The organism is Microterricola pindariensis, from assembly GCF_002936985.1.
Classification (GTDB): domain Bacteria; phylum Actinomycetota; class Actinomycetes; order Actinomycetales; family Microbacteriaceae; genus Microterricola; species Microterricola pindariensis.
In genome coordinates, this window is the sequence record NZ_MPZN01000037.1 from 18111 (window position 1) to 34754 (window position 16644).

The following is a 16644-nucleotide window of genomic DNA, read 5'->3' on the forward strand; positions in this document are numbered from 1 at the left end:
CGGTGTCCGGTAGTGTCAGGGTCTCGATACGGCCCTAGTGGGCCTACTCGACGTGCGGGGAAGCGGGCGGGGCGTCGTCCCGTTGGCTCGAGGGAGCGCCAGCGACCGAAGCCAACACCGTGCCGGCCTGTGGCGCCGCCAGCCGCAGCCGGGCGTTGACGGCCTGCACGGCCGCCTCGTCCAGCTTCACGACGCGGCGGTCGTAGCTGAGCACCCCGTTCGTCTCGTCCTCCACATCACTGAGCTGCGTGTAGACGGTCGCCGCCAGGCCCTCCTCCAGCGCCGGGATCAGCTCGCGCTCGTGCAGCCTGACGAAGGCGGCTGTCAGCGACGTGGCATCCTTGAAGCGCTTGTAGCCGAACTCGCGCGCACTGACGCTGTGCCCGGGCAGCCGATGGCTGTAGCCGCCGTACTCGGAGACGACGACGGCCCGCGCGGCCGTCTCTGGCTGCCGCCGCGGCATCCGGAACCGGCGGAAGTACACGTGCAGGCTGGTCAGGTCGCCGCCGCCCTGGTCGTGCCAGCCGCTGGCGTGGTCGATGCTGCGGCTGGGGTCGAGGGCGCGCAGCTCGGCCGTCGCCGCGAGCGCGTCGAACTGGCCCCAGCCCTCGTTGAACGGCACCCAGACGGCGATGCTCGTGACCGAGCGCAGCAGCTCGACGGTGCCGCGCATCTCCTCCTGCCAGTGCGCCCGGCCGGGGGCATCCGTGCGGGCGAAGGCGGCATAGCGGTTGTCGCGCAGCCGCAGCGGGGTGAGCACCGGCGCAGTGATGACCCACGGCTTGTAGCGGCCGCCGCCGTTGACCATGTCCTGCCAGACCAGCATGCCGAGGCGGTCGCAGTGGTAGTACCAGCGCAACGGCTCGATCTTGATGTGCTTGCGCAGCATGGTGAAGCCGAGGCGCTTGGCGGTGCGGATGTCGTGCACCATCGCCGTGTCGTCCGGCGGCGTGTACAGGCCGTCCGGCCAGTAGCCCTGGTCGAGCAGCCCGGCCTGGAAGTACGGCTGGCCGTTCAGCAGCAGCCGCGGCTGCCCGGCGGCGTCCGGCCCGACGCCGAAACTGCGCATGCCGAAGTAGCTGAGCACGGTGTCGGAGCCGAGAATCACCTCCACGTCGTAGAGGAACGGGTCCTCCGGCGACCAGAGCCGGGCGCCGGCCAGCTCGATGCACGCCGGGGTGCCGGGCGCGGTGCGGGCGATCGCGAGGATCGCGTCGCCGTCGCGGACCGTGATGAAGGCGGCGGGCGGGGAGCCGGCGGCATCCGGCGCCATCATCGCGCGCACCGTGATCTCGACGGCGTCCAGGCTCGGCAGCGGGAGGATCTCCACGGCAGCGACCGCGACGGCCGGCACCAGTTCGAGCCAGACGGTCTGCCAGATGCCGGACTGCGCGGTGTACCAGATGCCGCCGCGGCGGAGTTTCTGCTTGCCGCGGGAGAAGGCGCCGGTGTCGCTCGGGTCGCTCACCCGCACCCGCAACACGTTCGGGCCGGGGCGCACGACATCGGTCACGTCCAGCTGGAACGGCAGGTAGCCGCCGGAGTGCGTGCCGACTTCGATGCCGTTCAACCACACCGTGCAGTCCTGGTCGACGGCGCCGAAGTGCAGCAGCAGCCGGGCGCCGCCGTGCGGGCCGAGCTCGTCCGGCAGCTCGAAGTCGCGGCGATAGTGCAGCCACTGCCCCGGCTGCAGCTGGCGCTCGACGCCGGAGAGGGCCGACTCGGGCGAGAACGGCACGATGATCTCCCCGTCGAGGCGGGCCGGCACGCCATCGGTCGCGGTGATCGCGTAGCCCCAGCGCCCGTTCAGGCTGTGGAAGCTGTCGCGCACCAGCTGCGGCCGGGGGTATTCGGGAAGCGGGTTGTCGGGGTCCAGCGCCTCCCCCCACGGAGTCAGCAGCCGGCCGAGGGCGCGCTTGCGGCTCATCGCGCCCGCCCTCGCTCGAACTCCGGCTCCCGCGTCCGCGTTCGCTCATGGCGCTGCAGCGCGAGTGCCGGCACCAGCACGAACAGGGTGACGATCGCGGCGGCGACGAAGATGCCGGCGGTCGGCACCTGCTTGGCCACGCCGAGCTCCTCGTACGTCTCGCCGGCCCCGCTGATGACGGCGGCCCCGATGAACGGGCCGATCAGCATCGGCACCAGGATGGCGAAGATCATCCTGAGCCCCTGCACGGAGCCGACCCGGTCCACGGGCGAGAAGTTGCGCACCGAGGCACCGATCGCGGCGACCATGAGCATGAAGCCGCTCATCATGAACAGGCCGGCGACGATGACGAAGACCGTGTCGCGGGCGAGCGACATCGGCACCAGGCCGAGCACGTAGATCGCGGCGATCGGCAGGATCGAGCGCACCGTGCCGACCCGGTCGATCACCCGGCCGCCGAGCACGCTGACGACGGCGGCGCCGAGCAGCACGACGCCGAGCACGAGCGCGTACTCCTGGATCCGCAGGGTGCGCTGGATGTAGATGATCAGGTAGGGCAGGAACACCTGGGTGGAGATGCCGAACACCGCCCACGCGGAGAGAGCCAGGTAGAGCCGGGGGTTGGCCCGCACCACGGAGGGCCGCAGCCCGTGCGCGATCGAGCGGAACACCCGGTCGCTCTGCCTGGCCGGGTTCGGCACGTCCCGGATCAGGAACCAGGCCAGCACGCCGACGAGCATCGTGGCGACACCGATGATGCCGAAGAACTCGCGCCACTGCCCGGCCCGGGTGAAGCCGTCCAGGGCGCCGAAGACGATCAACATGCTGAGCAGCGGCAGCGCGGCGAGCACCGACTCCACCTTGGCCCGGTTGCCCACGCTGGTCACATCGGTGACCCAGGCGTTGAAGGCGGCGTCGTTGGCGCTGGAGCCGATGAAGCTCATGACGCAGTCGAGCAGGATGACGATGAGCACCGTCAGGGCCACGGCGTCGATCACGGGCACCAGCTGGCCGATGCCGTCGACCGAGACGAAGCCGAATGCGGCCGTCGAGAGCCCCCAGAGCAGGTAGCCGGCCACGATGAACAGGCGGCGCTTGCCGATCCTGTCGCTGATCGCCCCGACCAGCAGCGTGGCGAGGGTGGCGGCGATGGCGCTGGCCGCGACCATCGCCGCGAGCACGTTCGGGTCGTCGGTGATGGTGTCGTAGACGAACACGTTGAGGTACATGTTCTCGAGCGTCCAGGCGATCTGGCCGACCAGGCCCACGATGACGACGGCGAACCAGCGCCGGGCCCCGAGCGCGCCGGGCAGCGCGCGCACCGGCGCGGGGGCGACCTCAGACAGGGTCGTGTCGTCGGGGGTGGTCATCAGTGCGGGCTCCCCTCGCGATCATCGTTGATCGCACAGAACGGCGCCGGGCAGCCCCGGCGCTTGGAGCACTACTCTAGCGACCCGGCGCGCTCAGACCTCGCTGCGGCCCGGCGGAGGCAACTCGACGAGGGCGGGGACAGGGTCGGCGGCATCCGCCTGCGGCCAGAATGTGCGCAGCAGCGAGTCGGGCAGCTCGATCGTGCCGGCCCGGCGTGGGTCGATGTAGCGGTCGGTGTTCGTGCCGAGCGCCTTGACGTCGTCGTGCAGCCGCTCCATGGTGACGTCCAGCCGGCTCGCGGTGGCCGCGGCATCCCGCAGCTCGGCGAGCAGGCTCTCGGGAACGTCGCCGTCGTACTTGTAGTAGATCTTGTGTTCCAGGCTCGCCCAGAAGTCCATCGCGATGGTGCGGATCTGCACCTCGACCTTGACCTTGTGCACCCGCTCGGAGAGGAAGACGGGCACCTCGACGAGCATGTGCAGGCTCTGGTAGCCGTTCTCCTTGGGCTCGGCGATGTAGTCGCGCACCTGCAGAACGCTGATGTCGTCCTGGGCGGCGATCATGTCGAAGACGCGGTAGGCGTCCGAGATGAAGCTGCAGGTGACGCGCACGCCGGCGATGTCGTGCACCTCGGCGACGATCTGCTCGATGGTGGGCTCGAGGCCCTTGCGCACCGCCTTGGCCAGGATGCTCTCCGGGCTCTTCAGCCGGCAACTGACGTGCTCGATCGGGCTGTAGTCGTTGCGGTGGCTGAACTCCTCGCGCAGGATGTTCAGCTTGGTCATGATCTCGTCGATGCCGAACTTGTACTCGAGCATCATGCCCTCGAACTGATGCCGCACGCGGTTGAGTTCTTCGAGTTCGGGGCTGAGCTGCACGGGTTCGTGGTGTCCTGACATGATGCTGCGATCCTCGCAGAGCCAGCTGGCCGCGGGCTTGGAGTAGCCCTCGGATTTCGGATGCCGTGCGCGCCGCGCTTGCGCCGCCTGACCCCGGTGTTCAGTCCCGGCCGAGCTCGCCCCAGTAGACCCAGCGGCCGCCCTCGCGCACGAAGCGGCTGTTCTCGTGCTGGGAGCCGCGGCCGTCGGGGCCGCGGTAGTAGGCGACGAACTCGACGGCGCCCTCGGCGTCGAGCAGGCCGCCGCCGCTCGTGCCCTCGATGTCGAGGCGGTACCAGCGCAGATCGTCGTCGAGTTCGAGTGTGGCCGGGCGGGTGCTCGTGTGCCAGCTGCGCAGCAGGTAGTCGGCGTCACCGACGGCGAACGCCGAGAAGCGGGAGCGCATCAGGGCCTCGGCGGTCGCTGCATCCGCCTGCCCACGGTGCAGCCGGCCGCAGCAGGCCCCATAGGTCTCGCCGCTCAGACAGGGGCAGCGGGCGGCGTCATCGATCGGCCCGACGCTCATTCGGGCAGCCCGGTCGCGACGGCGTCGCCGAGCCAGGACTCGGCCACCCAGTCGGGCCCGTCGCTGTTCAGCACCACGACACCGGTGTTGGTCAGCACCCGTTGGGAGACGAAGGCGGCGTCGAGGTTGCGCACCGAATAACCGGCCCAGGAGCGCAGCATCGCGCCGTGGCTGACCAGGGCGGCGCTCTCGACCCCGGATGACGCGATCTCCGCGATCACCTCGTCGAAGCGCCCGAACGCCTCGTGGCCGTCCTCCCCGCCGCGGATCCGGGCGTCGAGCTCGCCCGCGGCCCAGGCCATGCAGGTCTCGATGTACTCCATCACGGAGCGCCGGTCGGTGAGCATCTCCAGCTCTCCGGCGGTGATCTCGCGGAGCCCGTCGCGCACGCCCAGCTCGACGGAGCGCAGGCGCGCCAACGGTGCGGCTGTCTGCTGGGCGCGCAGTTGCGAGGAGGCGTAGACGGCGGCAATCGGCTCGGCGCCCAGCAGCTCCCCGATCGCGCTCGCCTGCTGCATCCCGAGCTCGGTCAGGGCGGGCCCCGGCACCGCGGTGTCCAGCGCGCCGATCACGTTCGAGGGGGTCTGGCCGTGGCGGATCAGAAAGAGGCGCATGGCCTCGACTCTACGCGGCAAGGCTGGCAGGCCCGGCGGGCACCGCGGCGCAGACCCCCCGATCAGGTTACTTCCCGTCAAATATTGGACTCTGTGCACAAAACGGGCGATAGGTTCGTAGTTCCGTGCTCTTCGTCGGCGCCGGCCGTCGGGGCATCCGGCTTCCCGCTTCTAACAACGAGGACACCATGACTGACGCACGCACATCCCTCGACCAGCCCCGTCAGGACGAGGGCTACTTCGGGCCGGACAGTGTCAGCTGGCGCCTCTTCGCCGACCCCTCCTCGAAGCTGGGCGGCGTCGCCGCCATCCTGCTGCAGGCCCTGAACCCGCACATGATGCGCCTGTTCGACGCCGTCAGCGTGATGGACGCCGACCCACAGGGCCGGTCAGAGCGCACCGCCCGCTACATCGACACCACCATCTTCGGCGACAAGGCGCACGCGGATGCCGCGGGCCTCTCGGTGCAGCGCATGCACGCGCACGCCCAGTGGACCGACCCGGTCACCGGCGAGACGCTGCGCGCCGACACCATGGAGTGGCTGGTCTGGACCCACAACACGGTGACGTGGGGCGTGCTGCGCGGCGCCGACGCCTTCGGGCCGGAGCTGAGCGTGGCCGAGCAGGACGCCTTCGTGAAGGAACAGCACATCGCCGCGCGCCTGGCCGGCATCGACCCCGACACCATCGCCTCCACCCGCGCCGAGCTCGACGCCTACATCGAGGAGCAGAAGAGCTGGATGTCGCTCTGCCTGCCGGCCGCCGAGCTCTCCCGGGCGCTGCGCAAGCCGAGCTTCCGCGGCAACCCGATCACCGTCTGGACCGGCATCGTCATCCAGGACGGTATCCTCTCGCTGCTGCCCGACTGGGCGCTGCTCCTGTACGGCGTCGCCGGCCGCCCGATGAACCTGAGGAGCGCCGCGCGCACCAGCAAGGGCATGCTCGCCGCCGCACGGCGGAACACCAGCTACGAGGACGTCATCACCGGGTTCACGACCCGGGTCGACACGCACCCGTACCGCAAGGTGCGCACCCGCGCCTAGCCCGCAGCAGCCGGCCCTCACCACACCCCACCAGCACCAGCACCCGCACCAGAGAAGTGACAATGCCCTCCGCCACCACCGACCCCCTCGGCTTCCGCTCCCTCCTGACGGGTCTGCCGCTGGCGGCCTGGCGCCAACTGCGCTTCGGCGGCTGGCGGATGCTGCTGCTCTACGGCATCCTGCAGGGCATCGTCGCGCTGATCTGCGCGCCGATCCTGCGCTGGCTGTTCGGCGAGGCCCTGGCGGCGGCCGGCCTGCACTCCGTCGACATGGCGACCATCGGCGGCCTGCTCGGCACGCCCCTCTCGCTCGGCCTGTTGGCGGCGATCCTCGCCTTCGCTCTCTGCGTCGTCTCCCTGCAGCTGATGGTGCTGGTCCTCTCCACCCGGCGGGTGCGCCTGGGCGAGGCCATCACAGTCCGCACGGTGGCCGGCGACACCGCGCGGGTGCTGAGGAAGCTGTTCAAGCCCGGCTCGCTGGCCCTGCTCTGGTACCTGTTCCTGGTGCTGCCGCTGGCCCAGTTCGGCTTCCTCTCCGTGCTCACCCATGCAATCGCCATCCCCTCCTTCGTGAGCGGCGAGCTGGTCAAGACGGTGCCGGGCATGATCGGCTACCTCGCCTTCCTCATCGTCGCCGGCATCATCAACGTGCGCCTGGCGCTCACCATCCCGCTGTTCGCGCTCGGCAACGTCGGCGGCCTCCGTGCGATGCGGGTGAGCTGGCGGATGACGAAGCGGCCGGACCTGCCCCTGCAACTGGCCTTCCTGCTGGTGCTCGTCGCCTCCGGGATCGCCTTCGCCGGCCTCGTCGCGCTCAGCATGCTGCCGACGGCGCTCACCGACCTGGTGGCGGCAGACCTCTCCCCCGGTGTGGCCGCGGTCAGCCTGGCGCTGGCCCAGTTGGGCGGACTGCTGCTGGTCGGGGCGTCGGTGGTCGGCTTCGCGGCCGTGCTGGTCGAGCTGCTCTCCCGTGCCCGCGGCCTGTTGCCCGCCGACGTCGAGCTGCTCGACCTCGGCAGCGTGCCGGCATCCGCGCTCGAGAAGAAGGGCTCGCCCGGGCGTCGCCGCGCCGGCCTGGCCGCGCTCGGCTCGCTGCTGGTGGCCACCGTCGTGCTCAGCCTGGTGAACGTCCCCGTCATGATCGCGATGAGCCTGCATCCGCAGACGCTGGTGCTCGGCCACCGCGGGTTCAGCGGCGGCGGTGTCGAAAACACGATCTCGGGGTTGGACGCGGCCCGCGCCGCCGGGGCGGACCTCGTCGAGATGGACGTGATGCAGACCGCGGACGGCGGACTGGTCGCCATGCACGACGCCAACCTCTCACGCCTGGCCGGCACGTCGGTGAGCGTCGCCGAGCTCACCCTGGACGAGATCACCCAGATCACCGTGAGCGATCTGCAGGGCAACAGCGACACGATCCCGTCGTTCCGCGACTACGCCATGCACGCCCAGCAGATCGGCATGCCGCTGCTGGTGGAGATCAAGCTGCACGGGCAGGAGAAGCCCGGCTTCGTGGAGGATGTCGTCGCCGAGCTGGAGTCGATCGACGCCCTCGAGGGCAACATCTACCACTCGCTCAGCAAGCCGAGCATTGAGCAGCTGAAGCGGCTGCGCCCCAGCCTCTACACCGGGTACACCATGGCATTCGCCGGGGTCGCGGCGCCCGACACCATCGCAGACTTCATCGTCGTCGAGGAGTGGTCATACAACACCGAGCTGCGCGACTCGGCGACAGCGGCCGGCCTCGGCATGTACGTCTGGACGGTCAACGAAGAGCTGCGGCAGCGGCAGATGCTCCGCGACGGCGTGCACGGCATCATCACCGACGCCCCCGACCTGGCCGTCGCCTCGCGCGACGGAATGAACCGTGAGAGAGGGCTGGCGGCGACGCTGTTCGACGCGCTGATGCGCTTCGTCGTGGTGGTGTAGCGCCGGATCAGGCGGCTTTCGGGGTGATGTTCACCATCCAGTCGACGCCGTAGCGGTCGGTGCACATGCCGAAGGCGGCGCCCCACGGCGACGTCTCCAGTGGCACCGTCATGCTGCCGCCGTCGACGAGCTTCTCCCAGTAGCCGCGCAGCACGGCCTCGTCGTCTCCGCTCAGCGAGATCGACGTGCCGTTCTTGAACGCCTCCGTCCGCATGTGCTTGGGGGTGTCGGACCCCATCAGCACGATGCCGTGGTCTCCGTCGATCTGGCCGTGCATGATCTTGTCGGCCTCATCCGGTTCGGCATTGTTCGGCATCTCGCCAAAGGTGGTGAGCGTGAGGGTGCCGCCGAACACCGAGTGGTAGTACTCCATCGCCTCGCGGGCGATATCGATGAAGCTGAGGTACGGGTTGAGCACAACGGACATGATCGGCCTTTCGTCGGGGTCCCCGAGCCGATTATCGCCCTGCCGCGCGCGGCGCGCTAGTGCCGCCGTTCAGCGTGCGGATGCCGCGCGCAGGCGTCCCGGCAGGAAGGGCAGCAGCGGCGGCGTGTAGACGAGCGCGGCCGGCGGCGTCTCGGCGAAGACGTGCACGGCCGTGCCGTAACGCCACAACCGGTTGAAGACGAAGACCTGCAGAACGCCGGATGCCCCCACGCGCTCGCCCGCGCTCGGCAGCTGCCAGGTGCCGACGCCCCACTGCGCCGGCTGGCCTCGCCCGGCGATGACGACGGTCGGCTTCGAGCGCCAGCTGAACAGCGGGCGCTTCAGCGTGAGCTGGAGGCGGTGGGCGGGTTCTGCGGGCATCGCCCCAGCCTAGGGCGCTCGGCCCCTGCCCCATCGCCTACGCTTGAACATCATGGTCAGCAGACGAGAAGCAGCGATCCGCCTCGACATTCCGTTCGAGATGGCGACGCGCAACGGCATCCCCTCGCGCCTCAGCGAGGAAGAGCTCGCCGGGATCGATGCGAACCCGCCCGCCTGGTTGGCGCAGTCCCGGGCCAACCGCACCGGCAAGAAGCCGGTCTGGGTCGAGCTGACCTGCGTCATCTGCGGTTTCAGCGAGCAGGCCCGCCCGAAGAAGTGGTGGCCGGAGTTCACCTGCCTGAGCTGCGACGACCACGACATGCACGAGCTGCCCGAGCCCGCCGCGGGCCTCAGCCGCAGCGAGGTCTACGGCGTCGGCAGCCGCTTCATCGGCATCGTCGACGCGCGCCCCTAGCCCTCCCCGTCGGCTCGAGGGAGCTCCAGCGACCGAAGCCACCAGCCGCTGCGCCGGCGCGGCAGGCCGGCGGCCTCATCGAACGGGGCCCGCTGCACAGTGCGGCAGCCCGGAACCGTGCAGAAGCCCCCGCTCGACGTGCGAGCGGGGGCTTCTGCCGCGGCTAGTTCGCGCGAGAGCGGAAGCTCCGCAGACGCAGGCTGTTGCCGACCACGAACACGCTGGAGAACGCCATCGCGGCCCCGGCGAGCATCGGGTTGAGCAGGCCGAGCGCGGCCAGCGGGATCGCGGCCACGTTGTAGGCGAAGGCCCAGAACAGGTTCACCTTGATCGTGCCGAGCGTGCGGCGCGACAGCCGGATCGCGTCGGCCGCGCTCCGCAGGTCGCCCCGCACCAGGGTGAGGTCGGCGGCCTCGATCGCGGCATCCGTGCCCGTGCCCATCGCCAGGCCGAGGTCGGCCTGGGCGAGCGCTGCGGCGTCGTTCACGCCGTCGCCGACCATCGCCACCACACGGCCCTCGGCCTGCAGTTGGGCGATCACGTCGACCTTGCCCTGCGGCAGCACCTCGGCGATGACCCGCTCGATTCCGACCACCGCGGCGATCTGCCGGGCGACGGTGTCGTTGTCGCCGGTCAGGAGGATGGGGGTGAGCCCGAGCCGCGTGAACTCGGCGATCGCCTCCGCACTCGTCGGCTTGACGGCGTCCGCCACCACGAGGACTCCGCGCGCCGCCCCGTCCCAGGCGACGACGACGGCGGTCTGCCCGCGCTGCTCGGCGGCGGCCTTCGCATCCGCGAGCTCCGCGCCCAGCGGGATCGCCCACTCGGCCAGCAGCGAGTCGCGGCCGACGAGCACGAGGTGCCCGTCTACGACGCCCTGCACGCCCTTGCCCTCAATGTTCGCGAAGGACTCCACGGCGGGCAGCCCGCCGGCCCGCTGTGTCGCACCGGCGGCGATGGCCTGGGCGATGGGGTGCTCCGAGGCGTCCTCGACCGCCCCGGCCAGGCGCAGCAGCTCCTCCTCGTTCGTGCCGTCGGCGACGGTCACCGCGAGCAGGGTCATCTTGCCGGTGGTGACGGTGCCCGTCTTGTCGAGCACGATGGTGTCGACGGTGCGGGTCGACTCCAGCACCTCCGGGCCCTTGATCAGGATGCCGAGCTGGGCGCCGCGGCCGGTGCCGACGAGCAGCGCCGTCGGGGTGGCCAGGCCCAGCGCGCACGGGCAGGCGATGATGAGCACGGCCACGGCGGCCGTGAACGCCGCGGCGGCCGGGTAGCCGGCGCCCAGCCAGGCACCGAGCGTCGCCACGGCGATGCCGATGACGATCGGCACGAAGATGCCGGAGACGCGGTCGGCCAGGCGCTGCACCTCGGCCTTGCCCGACTGGGCGTCCTCGACGAGCTTCGCCATCTGCGCCAGCTGCGTGTCTGCACCGATGCGGGTGGCCCGGATCACGAGCCGGCCGCCGGCGTTGACGGTGGCGCCGACGACGCTGTCGCCGGGGGCGACCTCGACGGGCACCGACTCACCGGTGAGCATCGAGGCGTCGATGGCGGAGCTGCCGTCGACGATCACGCCGTCGGAGGCGATCTTCTCGCCGGGGCGCACCACGAACTCGTCGCCGACGGCGAGGTCTTCGATCGCGATCTTGGACTCGACGCCGCCGCGCAGCACCGAGACCTCCTTCGCCCCGAGCTCGAGCAGGGCGCGCATGGCGGCACCCGCCTGGCGCTTGGAGCGCTTCTCGAAGTAGCGCCCGGCGAGCACGAACATCGTCACGCCGGCGGCGACCTCGAGGTAGATGTTGGCGGCGCCATCGCTCGGCCCGACGGTGAGCTCGAAGGCGTGCGTCATGCCCGGCTCGCCGGCCGTGCCGAGGAACAGCGCGTAGACCGACCAGAGCAGCGCCGACAGGGTGCCGATCGAGATGAGGGTGTCCATGGTGGCCGCGCCGTGGCGCAGGTTCACCCAGGCGGCCTTGTGGAACGGCCAGGCCGCCCAGACGACGACGGGCGCGGCCAGCACGAGTGAGGCCCACTGCCAGTAGGTGAACTGCAGCGCCGGGATCATCGCGAGGAGGATCACCGGCACCGACAGGACGATGCTGCCGATGAGGCGCTGGCGGAGGCCGCGCAGCTCGGCATCCTGGCCGGACTCGCCCTCGGCGGCGCCGCCCCGCACGGCGGCCTTCGCTGATTTCACGGGCACCGCCGCCGTGTACCCGGTCTTCTCGACCTCGGCGATCAGCGCGGCGACGTCGAAGCCCTGCGGCGCGCTCACGCGGGCCTTCTCTGTGGCGTAGTTGACGCTCGCCGAGACGCCGTCCAGCTTGTTCAGCTTCTTCTCGATGCGCATGGCGCAGGAGGCGCAGGTCATGCCGCCGATCTCGAGCTCGACGCTCTCACTCAGCTGCACCGGCTGCTGTTCGGCGGTTGTCATGATGCCCTCCCGGATGCCGCGGGCTGCCCGATGCCCGCGCTGTGCGTCATGGTCGGCTGCTCGGCCGGGGCGCCGGCGCCCGCCGGGGCGAGCAGCTGGGCTGCGAGGAAGCTCGCGAAGAACAGGGCGACGAGCCCGGCCACATAGAGGCCGATCTTCAGCGGCGCGGTCATGCGTTCACCCGTGCGGCCGTGTAGCCGGCCTCCTCGACGGCGGCGAGGACGGCCGCGTCGTCGAGCGGCACGCTCGAGCGAACGAGGAGCCGGCCGGTGGCGGCGGAGACGTCAATGGCCTCGACGTCGCTCAGCTGGTCCAGCTCGCCCGCAATCGCGCGCTCACAGTGTGAGCAGGTCATTCCGGTCACCTGGTACTCGGTATTCACTCTTCTGCACTCCTTTCGGGATACCCCCTAGGGGTATTCTCACCGACAAGGAACATCATACCCCGCACGGGTATTCCCGCGCGGGTATTCCTGCACGGGCTGGCGACTATTTGAGCGGCTTCCACCCGGTCGGAGTGGTGATGAGCACCCGCTTGCTCTCGGTCGAGCGGTCCTCGGCGAGCTCGACGAGCGTCTGGCCGACGTTGGCGAACGGCAGCGCGGGCAGGCCGGGCACCGAGCCGACCTTGCCGAGCGGCTTGACGGCCGCGGCGGTCAGCGGCGGCGCCTCCTTGAGGTTCACCGGGTAGGCGACGGTGTAGGTGATGCCGGATGCCGGCAGCGCGCGCTCCGCCAGCGCCTTGTCCTCGAACAGCGGCTTCGTGCCCACCCGGTAGACGAGCCGGGCCAGGCCGGAGGCCTGCGCCAGCGTGTCCCCGGCGCCGAACGCCGACACCAGCACGAAGCGCGGGACGCCGGCCTGCTTCACGGCCGCGGTCATGCGCGGCAGCACGCGCTGCATGAAGTCGATCGGTTTGCGGGAGCCCATGCGGAAGGCCGGGCCGACGGCGCTGATCACGGCATCCGCACCCGCGAACGCGTCGGCCATCGCCGCCTCGTCCTCGACGCTGCCCGCGACGACGCGCACGCCGAGCAGCGGGGGCACGGATTCTGGGCGGCGCGCGAATGCGACCACCTCATGGCCGGCCGCGACGGCCGCCAGCAGGGCGTGGCGGCCGATGTTTCCGGCGGCTCCGAGTACGACGATCTTCATGGTGGTGCTCTCCTTCTGGAATGATTCTGGTCAGTGGCCGACGGCAGCTGCGCCGGTGACGGCGGCGAGCGCCTGCAGGCAGAGGCGCGTGACGGCGTCGCGGTCGACGCGGTCGGCGGTGGGGGCCGCGGTGCGCGTGGATGCGGCGGCGACCTGCTCTACGAAGCCGAGCCAGCCCCCGATCGCGAGGCGCGTGAGCGGGGTGTCGTCGACCCCGAGGAACTCGATCACCCGCTCGAGCTGCACGGCGTGGTTGCTCGCGGCAATCTCGTGCACGACGGCCGGCGCGGAGGCGCGCGGTGCGTAGAGCTCGCGCAGGCCGCCGCCGCTGGCCGCGAAGTGGTCGAGGTAGGCGCCGAGCGCGCGCTCCAGGTTCTCGCGCGGCGAGAGCGCGGGGTCCGGGGCCGTCGCGGCCAGCAGCTCCTCGGCCTCCCTCCGCAGCACGGCGTCCAGCAGCGCGTCCTTGCCCGGGAAGTAGTGGTAGACGAGCGCCCGGGTGACCCCGGCCTGCTCGGCGATGTCGCGCACGGACACGGCCTCGAAGCCGTCCCGGCCGAAGTGCCGGGCGGCCACGCGCAGGATCTGTTCCCGCCGGCCGTCCGGGGTCAACCGCGCGGCATCCGCCTTGTTTGACATGCGTCAAACCTAAAACGCTGTTTGACAGCCGTCAAATTGAGCGCGGATGCCGTGCGTCGCTACGGCCGCAGCGACGGCAGGGGTCCACCCCCGCGGGCGTCGGCCCACAGGTCGACCCCGGCGTCGCCGGCGAAGCCGTCGATCTCGGCGAGCTCCTCCGCGCTGAAGTCCAGCCGGTCCAGCGCCGCGACGTTCTCCTCCAGCTGGGCGACCCGGCTGGCTCCGATGACGAGGCTCGTCACCCGCTCGTCGCGCAGCGCCCAGGCCAACGCCATCTGCGCGAGCGTCTGGCCCCGGCGACGGGCGATGGCGTCCAGTCCGCGGATCCGCGCGAGCGTCGGCTCGGCGAGCATGCCGGCGCCGATCGAGCCGTCCGAGGAGGCACGGGATCCCTCCGGCACCCCGCCGAGGTACTTGCCGGTGAGCAGGCCCTGGGCGAGCGCGGTGAATCCGATCACGCCGAAGCCCTCCTCGGCGGCGACGTCGAGCAGCCCCTCGGTCTCGACCCAGCGGTTCAGCATCGAGTAGGAGGGCTGGTGGATCAGCAGCGGGGTGCCGAGCTCGCGCAGCAGCTCGGCGAGCGCGCGGCTGGCATCCGCCCCATAGGAGGAGATGCCGACGTAGAGGGCCTTGCCCGAGCGCACGGCCCGGTCGAGCGCCGCCGCGGTCTCCTCGAGCGGCGTGCCCGGGTCTGGACGGTGCGAGTAGAAGATGTCGACGTAGTCGACGCCGAGGCGGCCGAGCGACTGGTCGAGCGAGGAGAGCAGGTGCTTGCGGCTCGCCCCGACCCCGTACGGGCCGGGCCACATGTCCCAGCCGGCCTTGGTCGAGATGACGAGCTCGTCGCGGTGCGGGGCGAGGTCGCTGGCCAGCAGCCGACCGAAGGCGGTCTCGGCCGCGCCGTAGGGCGGGCCGTAGTTGTTGGCGAGGTCGAAGTGGGTCATGCCGAGGTCGAAGGCGCGGCGCACGATGGCCCGCTGCGCGTCGAACGAGCGATCCTCGCCGAAGTTCTGCCAGAGGCCGAGCGAGAACACGGGCAGTTTCAGCCCCGAGCGCCCGGTGCGGCGGTAGATCATGCGGTCATAGCGGTCTTCAGAGGCGAGGTACGGCATGCCTCCATGCTAGCCACCGCCCGCCCCAGCCCCTCGGATGCCGCGGCCCGACGTCACCGGCTGCGCACCCGGTTCGGTAACGTTGAACCTCCACTGCAGCAGCGGCAGCACAGAAACGAGACAGCATGAGCACTCCCATTCGCATCGGCATCGCCGGCTACGGCAACCTGGGGCGCGGCGTCGAATCCGCCATCGCCCAGAATGCCGACCTCGAACTGGTGGGCGTGTTCAGCCGCCGCGATCCGGCCACCGTGCAGACCCTCCGGCCGGAGACGGCCGTCTTCGCCCAGGACGAGCTGCCGACCCGCACCGCCGACATCGACGTGCTGATCCTCTGCGGCGGCTCGAAGAACGACCTGCCGGAGCAGTCCCCCGAGCTGGCCGCCCTGTTCAACATCGTCGACAGCTTCGACACGCACGCCCGCATTCCCGAGCACTTCGCGGCGGTCGACGCCCCCGCCCGCGCCGCCGGCAAGACGGCGCTCATCTCCTCCGGCTGGGACCCGGGCATGTTCTCGATCAACCGGGTCTACGGCGAGGCGCTGCTGCCCGACGGCGACACCTACACGTTCTGGGGCCGCGGCCTCAGCCAGGGCCACTCCGACGCGATCCGCCGGGTGCCCGGCGTCGCCGGCGGCGTGCAGTACACGATCCCGAACGAGCAGGCCGTCGCCGCCGTGCGGAGCGGCGCCCGGCCCACCCTCAGCACCCGCGAGAAGCACACCCGCGACTGCTTCGTCGTCCTGGCCGAGGGGGCGGATGCCGCGGCGGTGCGCGACGCGATCGTGACGATGCCGAACTACTTCGCCGAGTACGACACCACGGTCACCTTCATCAGCGCGGAGGAGCTCGCGCGCGACCACGCCGCCATGCCGCACGGCGGCTTCGTCATCCGCAGCGGCAACACCGGCGCGGGCAACTCGCAGGTGATCGAGTACAGCCTGAGCCTCGACAGCAACCCCGAGTTCACGGCGAGCGTGCTCGTCGCCTCGGCGCGTGCCGTGCACCGGCTGAACCAGCGCGGGCAGGTCGGCGCCCACACGGTCTTCGACGTGGCCCCGGGCCTGTTCTCGCCGAAGTCGGCCGCCGAGCTGCGCGCCGAGCTGCTCTAGCCCCATCGCGGCCCTCGTTGTGCCTCGCGGCCCCGGGCATACCGGGGGCCGCGAGACATTTCGAGGGCCGCGAGCGGTTTCGTCAGGCTCAACCAGCGGGCACGGCGTGACAGCGCCGTGCCCGAGTGGGCACACTGGGCGTATGAGTTCAGCAGAGAATCCAGCGGAGAAGTACGACGTCAAGCGTGCCCTGAAAGCGCTGTACGCGCCGAGCGCCCGCGACTTCTCGCGCGTCGTCGTTCCGCCGATGCAGTACCTCGCGGTCGACGGGCACGGCGACCCGAACACCGCCCCCGCCTACGCCGAGTCGATCGAGGCGCTGTACGGGGTCGCGTACACGCTGAAGTTCGCGAGCAAGAAGGCACTCGGCCGCGACTTCGTCGTGGCCCCGCTCGAGGGCCTGTGGCGGGCGGCGGATGCCACGGCATTCACCCGTCGCGACAAGGCGGCGTGGGAGTGGACCATGCTGATCCATCAGCCCGACTGGGTCACCGCCGCGATGGTCGATGCGGCGCGTGCCGAGGTGCTCGCGAAGAAGGGCCTCGCGGCGGCCGGTGCGCTGCGCCTGCTGCGGCTGGACGAGGGCGAGAGCGTCCAGATCCTGCACGTCGGCTCCTACGACGATGAGGCGCCGACGCTGGCGCGGCTGCACGACGAGTATCTGCCCGCGCACGGACTGG

The 16644-nt window shown here is 70.9% G+C and carries 18 protein-coding genes; 5 read left to right on the plus strand and 13 right to left on the minus strand.

All coding sequences use genetic code 11. The annotated features are described in order from the left end of the window. Positions 1-43: 43 nt before the first annotated feature. From GY24_RS11395 to GY24_RS11415, 5 genes are all read right to left on the minus strand, one after another. Complete coding sequence (locus GY24_RS11395) at positions 44-1927, minus strand: glycoside hydrolase family 2 protein (protein WP_104475833.1); 1884 nt, start codon at positions 1925-1927, stop codon at positions 44-46. Continuing rightward, on the minus strand, positions 1924-3297 hold the full coding sequence (locus tag GY24_RS11400; RefSeq protein ID WP_104475836.1) for an MFS transporter: 1374 nt from the start codon (positions 3295-3297) through the stop codon (positions 1924-1926). Before GY24_RS11400 ends, GY24_RS11395 begins: the two co-directional genes overlap by 4 nt. 93 nt (positions 3298-3390) lie before the next feature. Then, positions 3391-4197 carry a GTP pyrophosphokinase gene (locus GY24_RS11405; protein WP_104475838.1) on the minus strand — a complete coding sequence of 269 codons (807 nt, stop codon included), beginning with the start codon at positions 4195-4197 and terminating at the stop codon, positions 3391-3393. A 100-nt stretch (positions 4198-4297) separates the two neighbouring features. After that, the gene (locus tag GY24_RS11410; RefSeq protein WP_104475840.1) at positions 4298-4702 is read right to left on the minus strand and encodes a YchJ family protein; all 405 of its coding nucleotides are present in this window, start codon (positions 4700-4702) and stop codon (positions 4298-4300) included. After that, the gene (locus tag GY24_RS11415) at positions 4699-5316 is read right to left on the minus strand and encodes a histidine phosphatase family protein (RefSeq protein ID WP_104475842.1); all 618 of its coding nucleotides are present in this window, start codon (positions 5314-5316) and stop codon (positions 4699-4701) included. The genes GY24_RS11410 and GY24_RS11415 overlap by 4 nt, the downstream gene beginning before the upstream one ends. Positions 5317-5504: 188 nt before the next feature. On the opposite strand from GY24_RS11415, the gene GY24_RS11420 reads away from it, so the two are divergent. After that, the gene (locus GY24_RS11420; RefSeq protein ID WP_104475844.1) at positions 5505-6359 is read left to right on the plus strand and encodes an oxygenase MpaB family protein; all 855 of its coding nucleotides are present in this window, start codon (positions 5505-5507) and stop codon (positions 6357-6359) included. A 62-nt stretch (positions 6360-6421) separates the two neighbouring features. After that, the gene (locus tag GY24_RS11425; RefSeq protein ID WP_104475846.1) at positions 6422-8287 is read left to right on the plus strand and encodes a glycerophosphoryl diester phosphodiesterase membrane domain-containing protein; all 1866 of its coding nucleotides are present in this window, start codon (positions 6422-6424) and stop codon (positions 8285-8287) included. Positions 8288-8294: 7 nt separating this feature from the next. On the opposite strand, the gene GY24_RS11430 is transcribed toward GY24_RS11425, so the two are convergent. Next, complete coding sequence (locus GY24_RS11430; protein ID WP_104475848.1) at positions 8295-8714, minus strand: VOC family protein; 420 nt, start codon at positions 8712-8714, stop codon at positions 8295-8297. 69 nt (positions 8715-8783) lie between these two features. Next, positions 8784-9095 (minus strand): hypothetical protein, encoded by a 312-nt coding sequence (locus tag GY24_RS11435; RefSeq protein ID WP_104475850.1) that lies wholly within the window; start codon positions 9093-9095, stop codon positions 8784-8786. Between the two features lie 52 nt (positions 9096-9147). On the opposite strand from GY24_RS11435, the gene GY24_RS11440 reads away from it, so the two are divergent. Then, positions 9148-9510, plus strand: coding sequence for a hypothetical protein (locus GY24_RS11440; RefSeq protein ID WP_104475853.1), 363 nt, complete (start codon positions 9148-9150; stop codon positions 9508-9510). Positions 9511-9673: 163 nt separating this feature from the next. On the opposite strand, the gene GY24_RS11445 is transcribed toward GY24_RS11440, so the two are convergent. The 6 genes from GY24_RS11445 to mgrA form a co-directional block, all read right to left on the minus strand. Further along, a complete protein-coding gene (locus tag GY24_RS11445) occupies positions 9674-11950 on the minus strand; it encodes a heavy metal translocating P-type ATPase (RefSeq protein ID WP_104475855.1) in 2277 nt (758 codons plus the stop codon). Continuing rightward, the gene (locus GY24_RS17675) at positions 11947-12123 is read right to left on the minus strand and encodes a hypothetical protein (protein WP_161498731.1); all 177 of its coding nucleotides are present in this window, start codon (positions 12121-12123) and stop codon (positions 11947-11949) included. The genes GY24_RS11445 and GY24_RS17675 overlap by 4 nt, the downstream gene beginning before the upstream one ends. After that, complete coding sequence (locus GY24_RS11450; RefSeq protein WP_267892613.1) at positions 12120-12332, minus strand: heavy-metal-associated domain-containing protein; 213 nt, start codon at positions 12330-12332, stop codon at positions 12120-12122. The genes GY24_RS17675 and GY24_RS11450 overlap by 4 nt, the downstream gene beginning before the upstream one ends. A gap of 106 nt (positions 12333-12438) precedes the next feature. Then, a complete protein-coding gene (locus tag GY24_RS11455; RefSeq protein ID WP_104475857.1) occupies positions 12439-13104 on the minus strand; it encodes an NAD(P)-dependent oxidoreductase in 666 nt (221 codons plus the stop codon). Between the two features lie 30 nt (positions 13105-13134). After that, positions 13135-13740: a TetR/AcrR family transcriptional regulator gene (locus GY24_RS11460; RefSeq protein ID WP_104475859.1), complete on the minus strand. Its 606-nt coding sequence runs from the start codon at positions 13738-13740 to the stop codon at positions 13135-13137. A 59-nt stretch (positions 13741-13799) separates the two neighbouring features. Then, positions 13800-14852, minus strand: coding sequence for an L-glyceraldehyde 3-phosphate reductase (mgrA, locus tag GY24_RS11465; RefSeq protein WP_104475861.1), 1053 nt, complete (start codon positions 14850-14852; stop codon positions 13800-13802). 125 nt (positions 14853-14977) lie between these two features. On the opposite strand from mgrA, the gene GY24_RS11470 reads away from it, so the two are divergent. Beyond that, complete coding sequence (locus tag GY24_RS11470; protein WP_104475863.1) at positions 14978-15964, plus strand: diaminopimelate dehydrogenase; 987 nt, start codon at positions 14978-14980, stop codon at positions 15962-15964. A 142-nt stretch (positions 15965-16106) separates the two neighbouring features. Further along, on the plus strand, positions 16107-16644 hold a 538-nt coding region (locus GY24_RS11475; protein ID WP_193953569.1), incomplete at its 3' end, for a GyrI-like domain-containing protein.

Bases quoted from the DNA above. Each gene is read 5' to 3' on its own strand.
- GY24_RS11395 (WP_104475833.1), bottom strand. From the start codon at position 1,927: ATGAGCCGCAAGCGCGCCCTCGGCCGGCTGCTGACTCCGTGGGGGGAG.
- GY24_RS11400 (WP_104475836.1), bottom strand. From the start codon at position 3,297: ATGACCACCCCCGACGACACGACCCTGTCTGAGGTCGCCCCCGCGCCG.
- GY24_RS11405 (WP_104475838.1), bottom strand. From the start codon at position 4,197: ATGTCAGGACACCACGAACCCGTGCAGCTCAGCCCCGAACTCGAAGAA.
- GY24_RS11410 (WP_104475840.1), bottom strand. From the start codon at position 4,702: ATGAGCGTCGGGCCGATCGATGACGCCGCCCGCTGCCCCTGTCTGAGC.
- GY24_RS11415 (WP_104475842.1), bottom strand. From the start codon at position 5,316: ATGCGCCTCTTTCTGATCCGCCACGGCCAGACCCCCTCGAACGTGATC.
- GY24_RS11420 (WP_104475844.1), top strand. From the start codon at position 5,505: ATGACTGACGCACGCACATCCCTCGACCAGCCCCGTCAGGACGAGGGC.
- GY24_RS11425 (WP_104475846.1), top strand. From the start codon at position 6,422: ATGCCCTCCGCCACCACCGACCCCCTCGGCTTCCGCTCCCTCCTGACG.
- GY24_RS11430 (WP_104475848.1), bottom strand. From the start codon at position 8,714: ATGTCCGTTGTGCTCAACCCGTACCTCAGCTTCATCGATATCGCCCGC.
- GY24_RS11435 (WP_104475850.1), bottom strand. From the start codon at position 9,095: ATGCCCGCAGAACCCGCCCACCGCCTCCAGCTCACGCTGAAGCGCCCG.
- GY24_RS11440 (WP_104475853.1), top strand. From the start codon at position 9,148: ATGGTCAGCAGACGAGAAGCAGCGATCCGCCTCGACATTCCGTTCGAG.
- GY24_RS11445 (WP_104475855.1), bottom strand. From the start codon at position 11,950: ATGACAACCGCCGAACAGCAGCCGGTGCAGCTGAGTGAGAGCGTCGAG.
- GY24_RS17675 (WP_161498731.1), bottom strand. From the start codon at position 12,123: ATGACCGCGCCGCTGAAGATCGGCCTCTATGTGGCCGGGCTCGTCGCC.
- GY24_RS11455 (WP_104475857.1), bottom strand. From the start codon at position 13,104: ATGAAGATCGTCGTACTCGGAGCCGCCGGAAACATCGGCCGCCACGCC.
- GY24_RS11460 (WP_104475859.1), bottom strand. From the start codon at position 13,740: ATGTCAAACAAGGCGGATGCCGCGCGGTTGACCCCGGACGGCCGGCGG.
- mgrA (WP_104475861.1), bottom strand. From the start codon at position 14,852: ATGCCGTACCTCGCCTCTGAAGACCGCTATGACCGCATGATCTACCGC.
- GY24_RS11470 (WP_104475863.1), top strand. From the start codon at position 14,978: ATGAGCACTCCCATTCGCATCGGCATCGCCGGCTACGGCAACCTGGGG.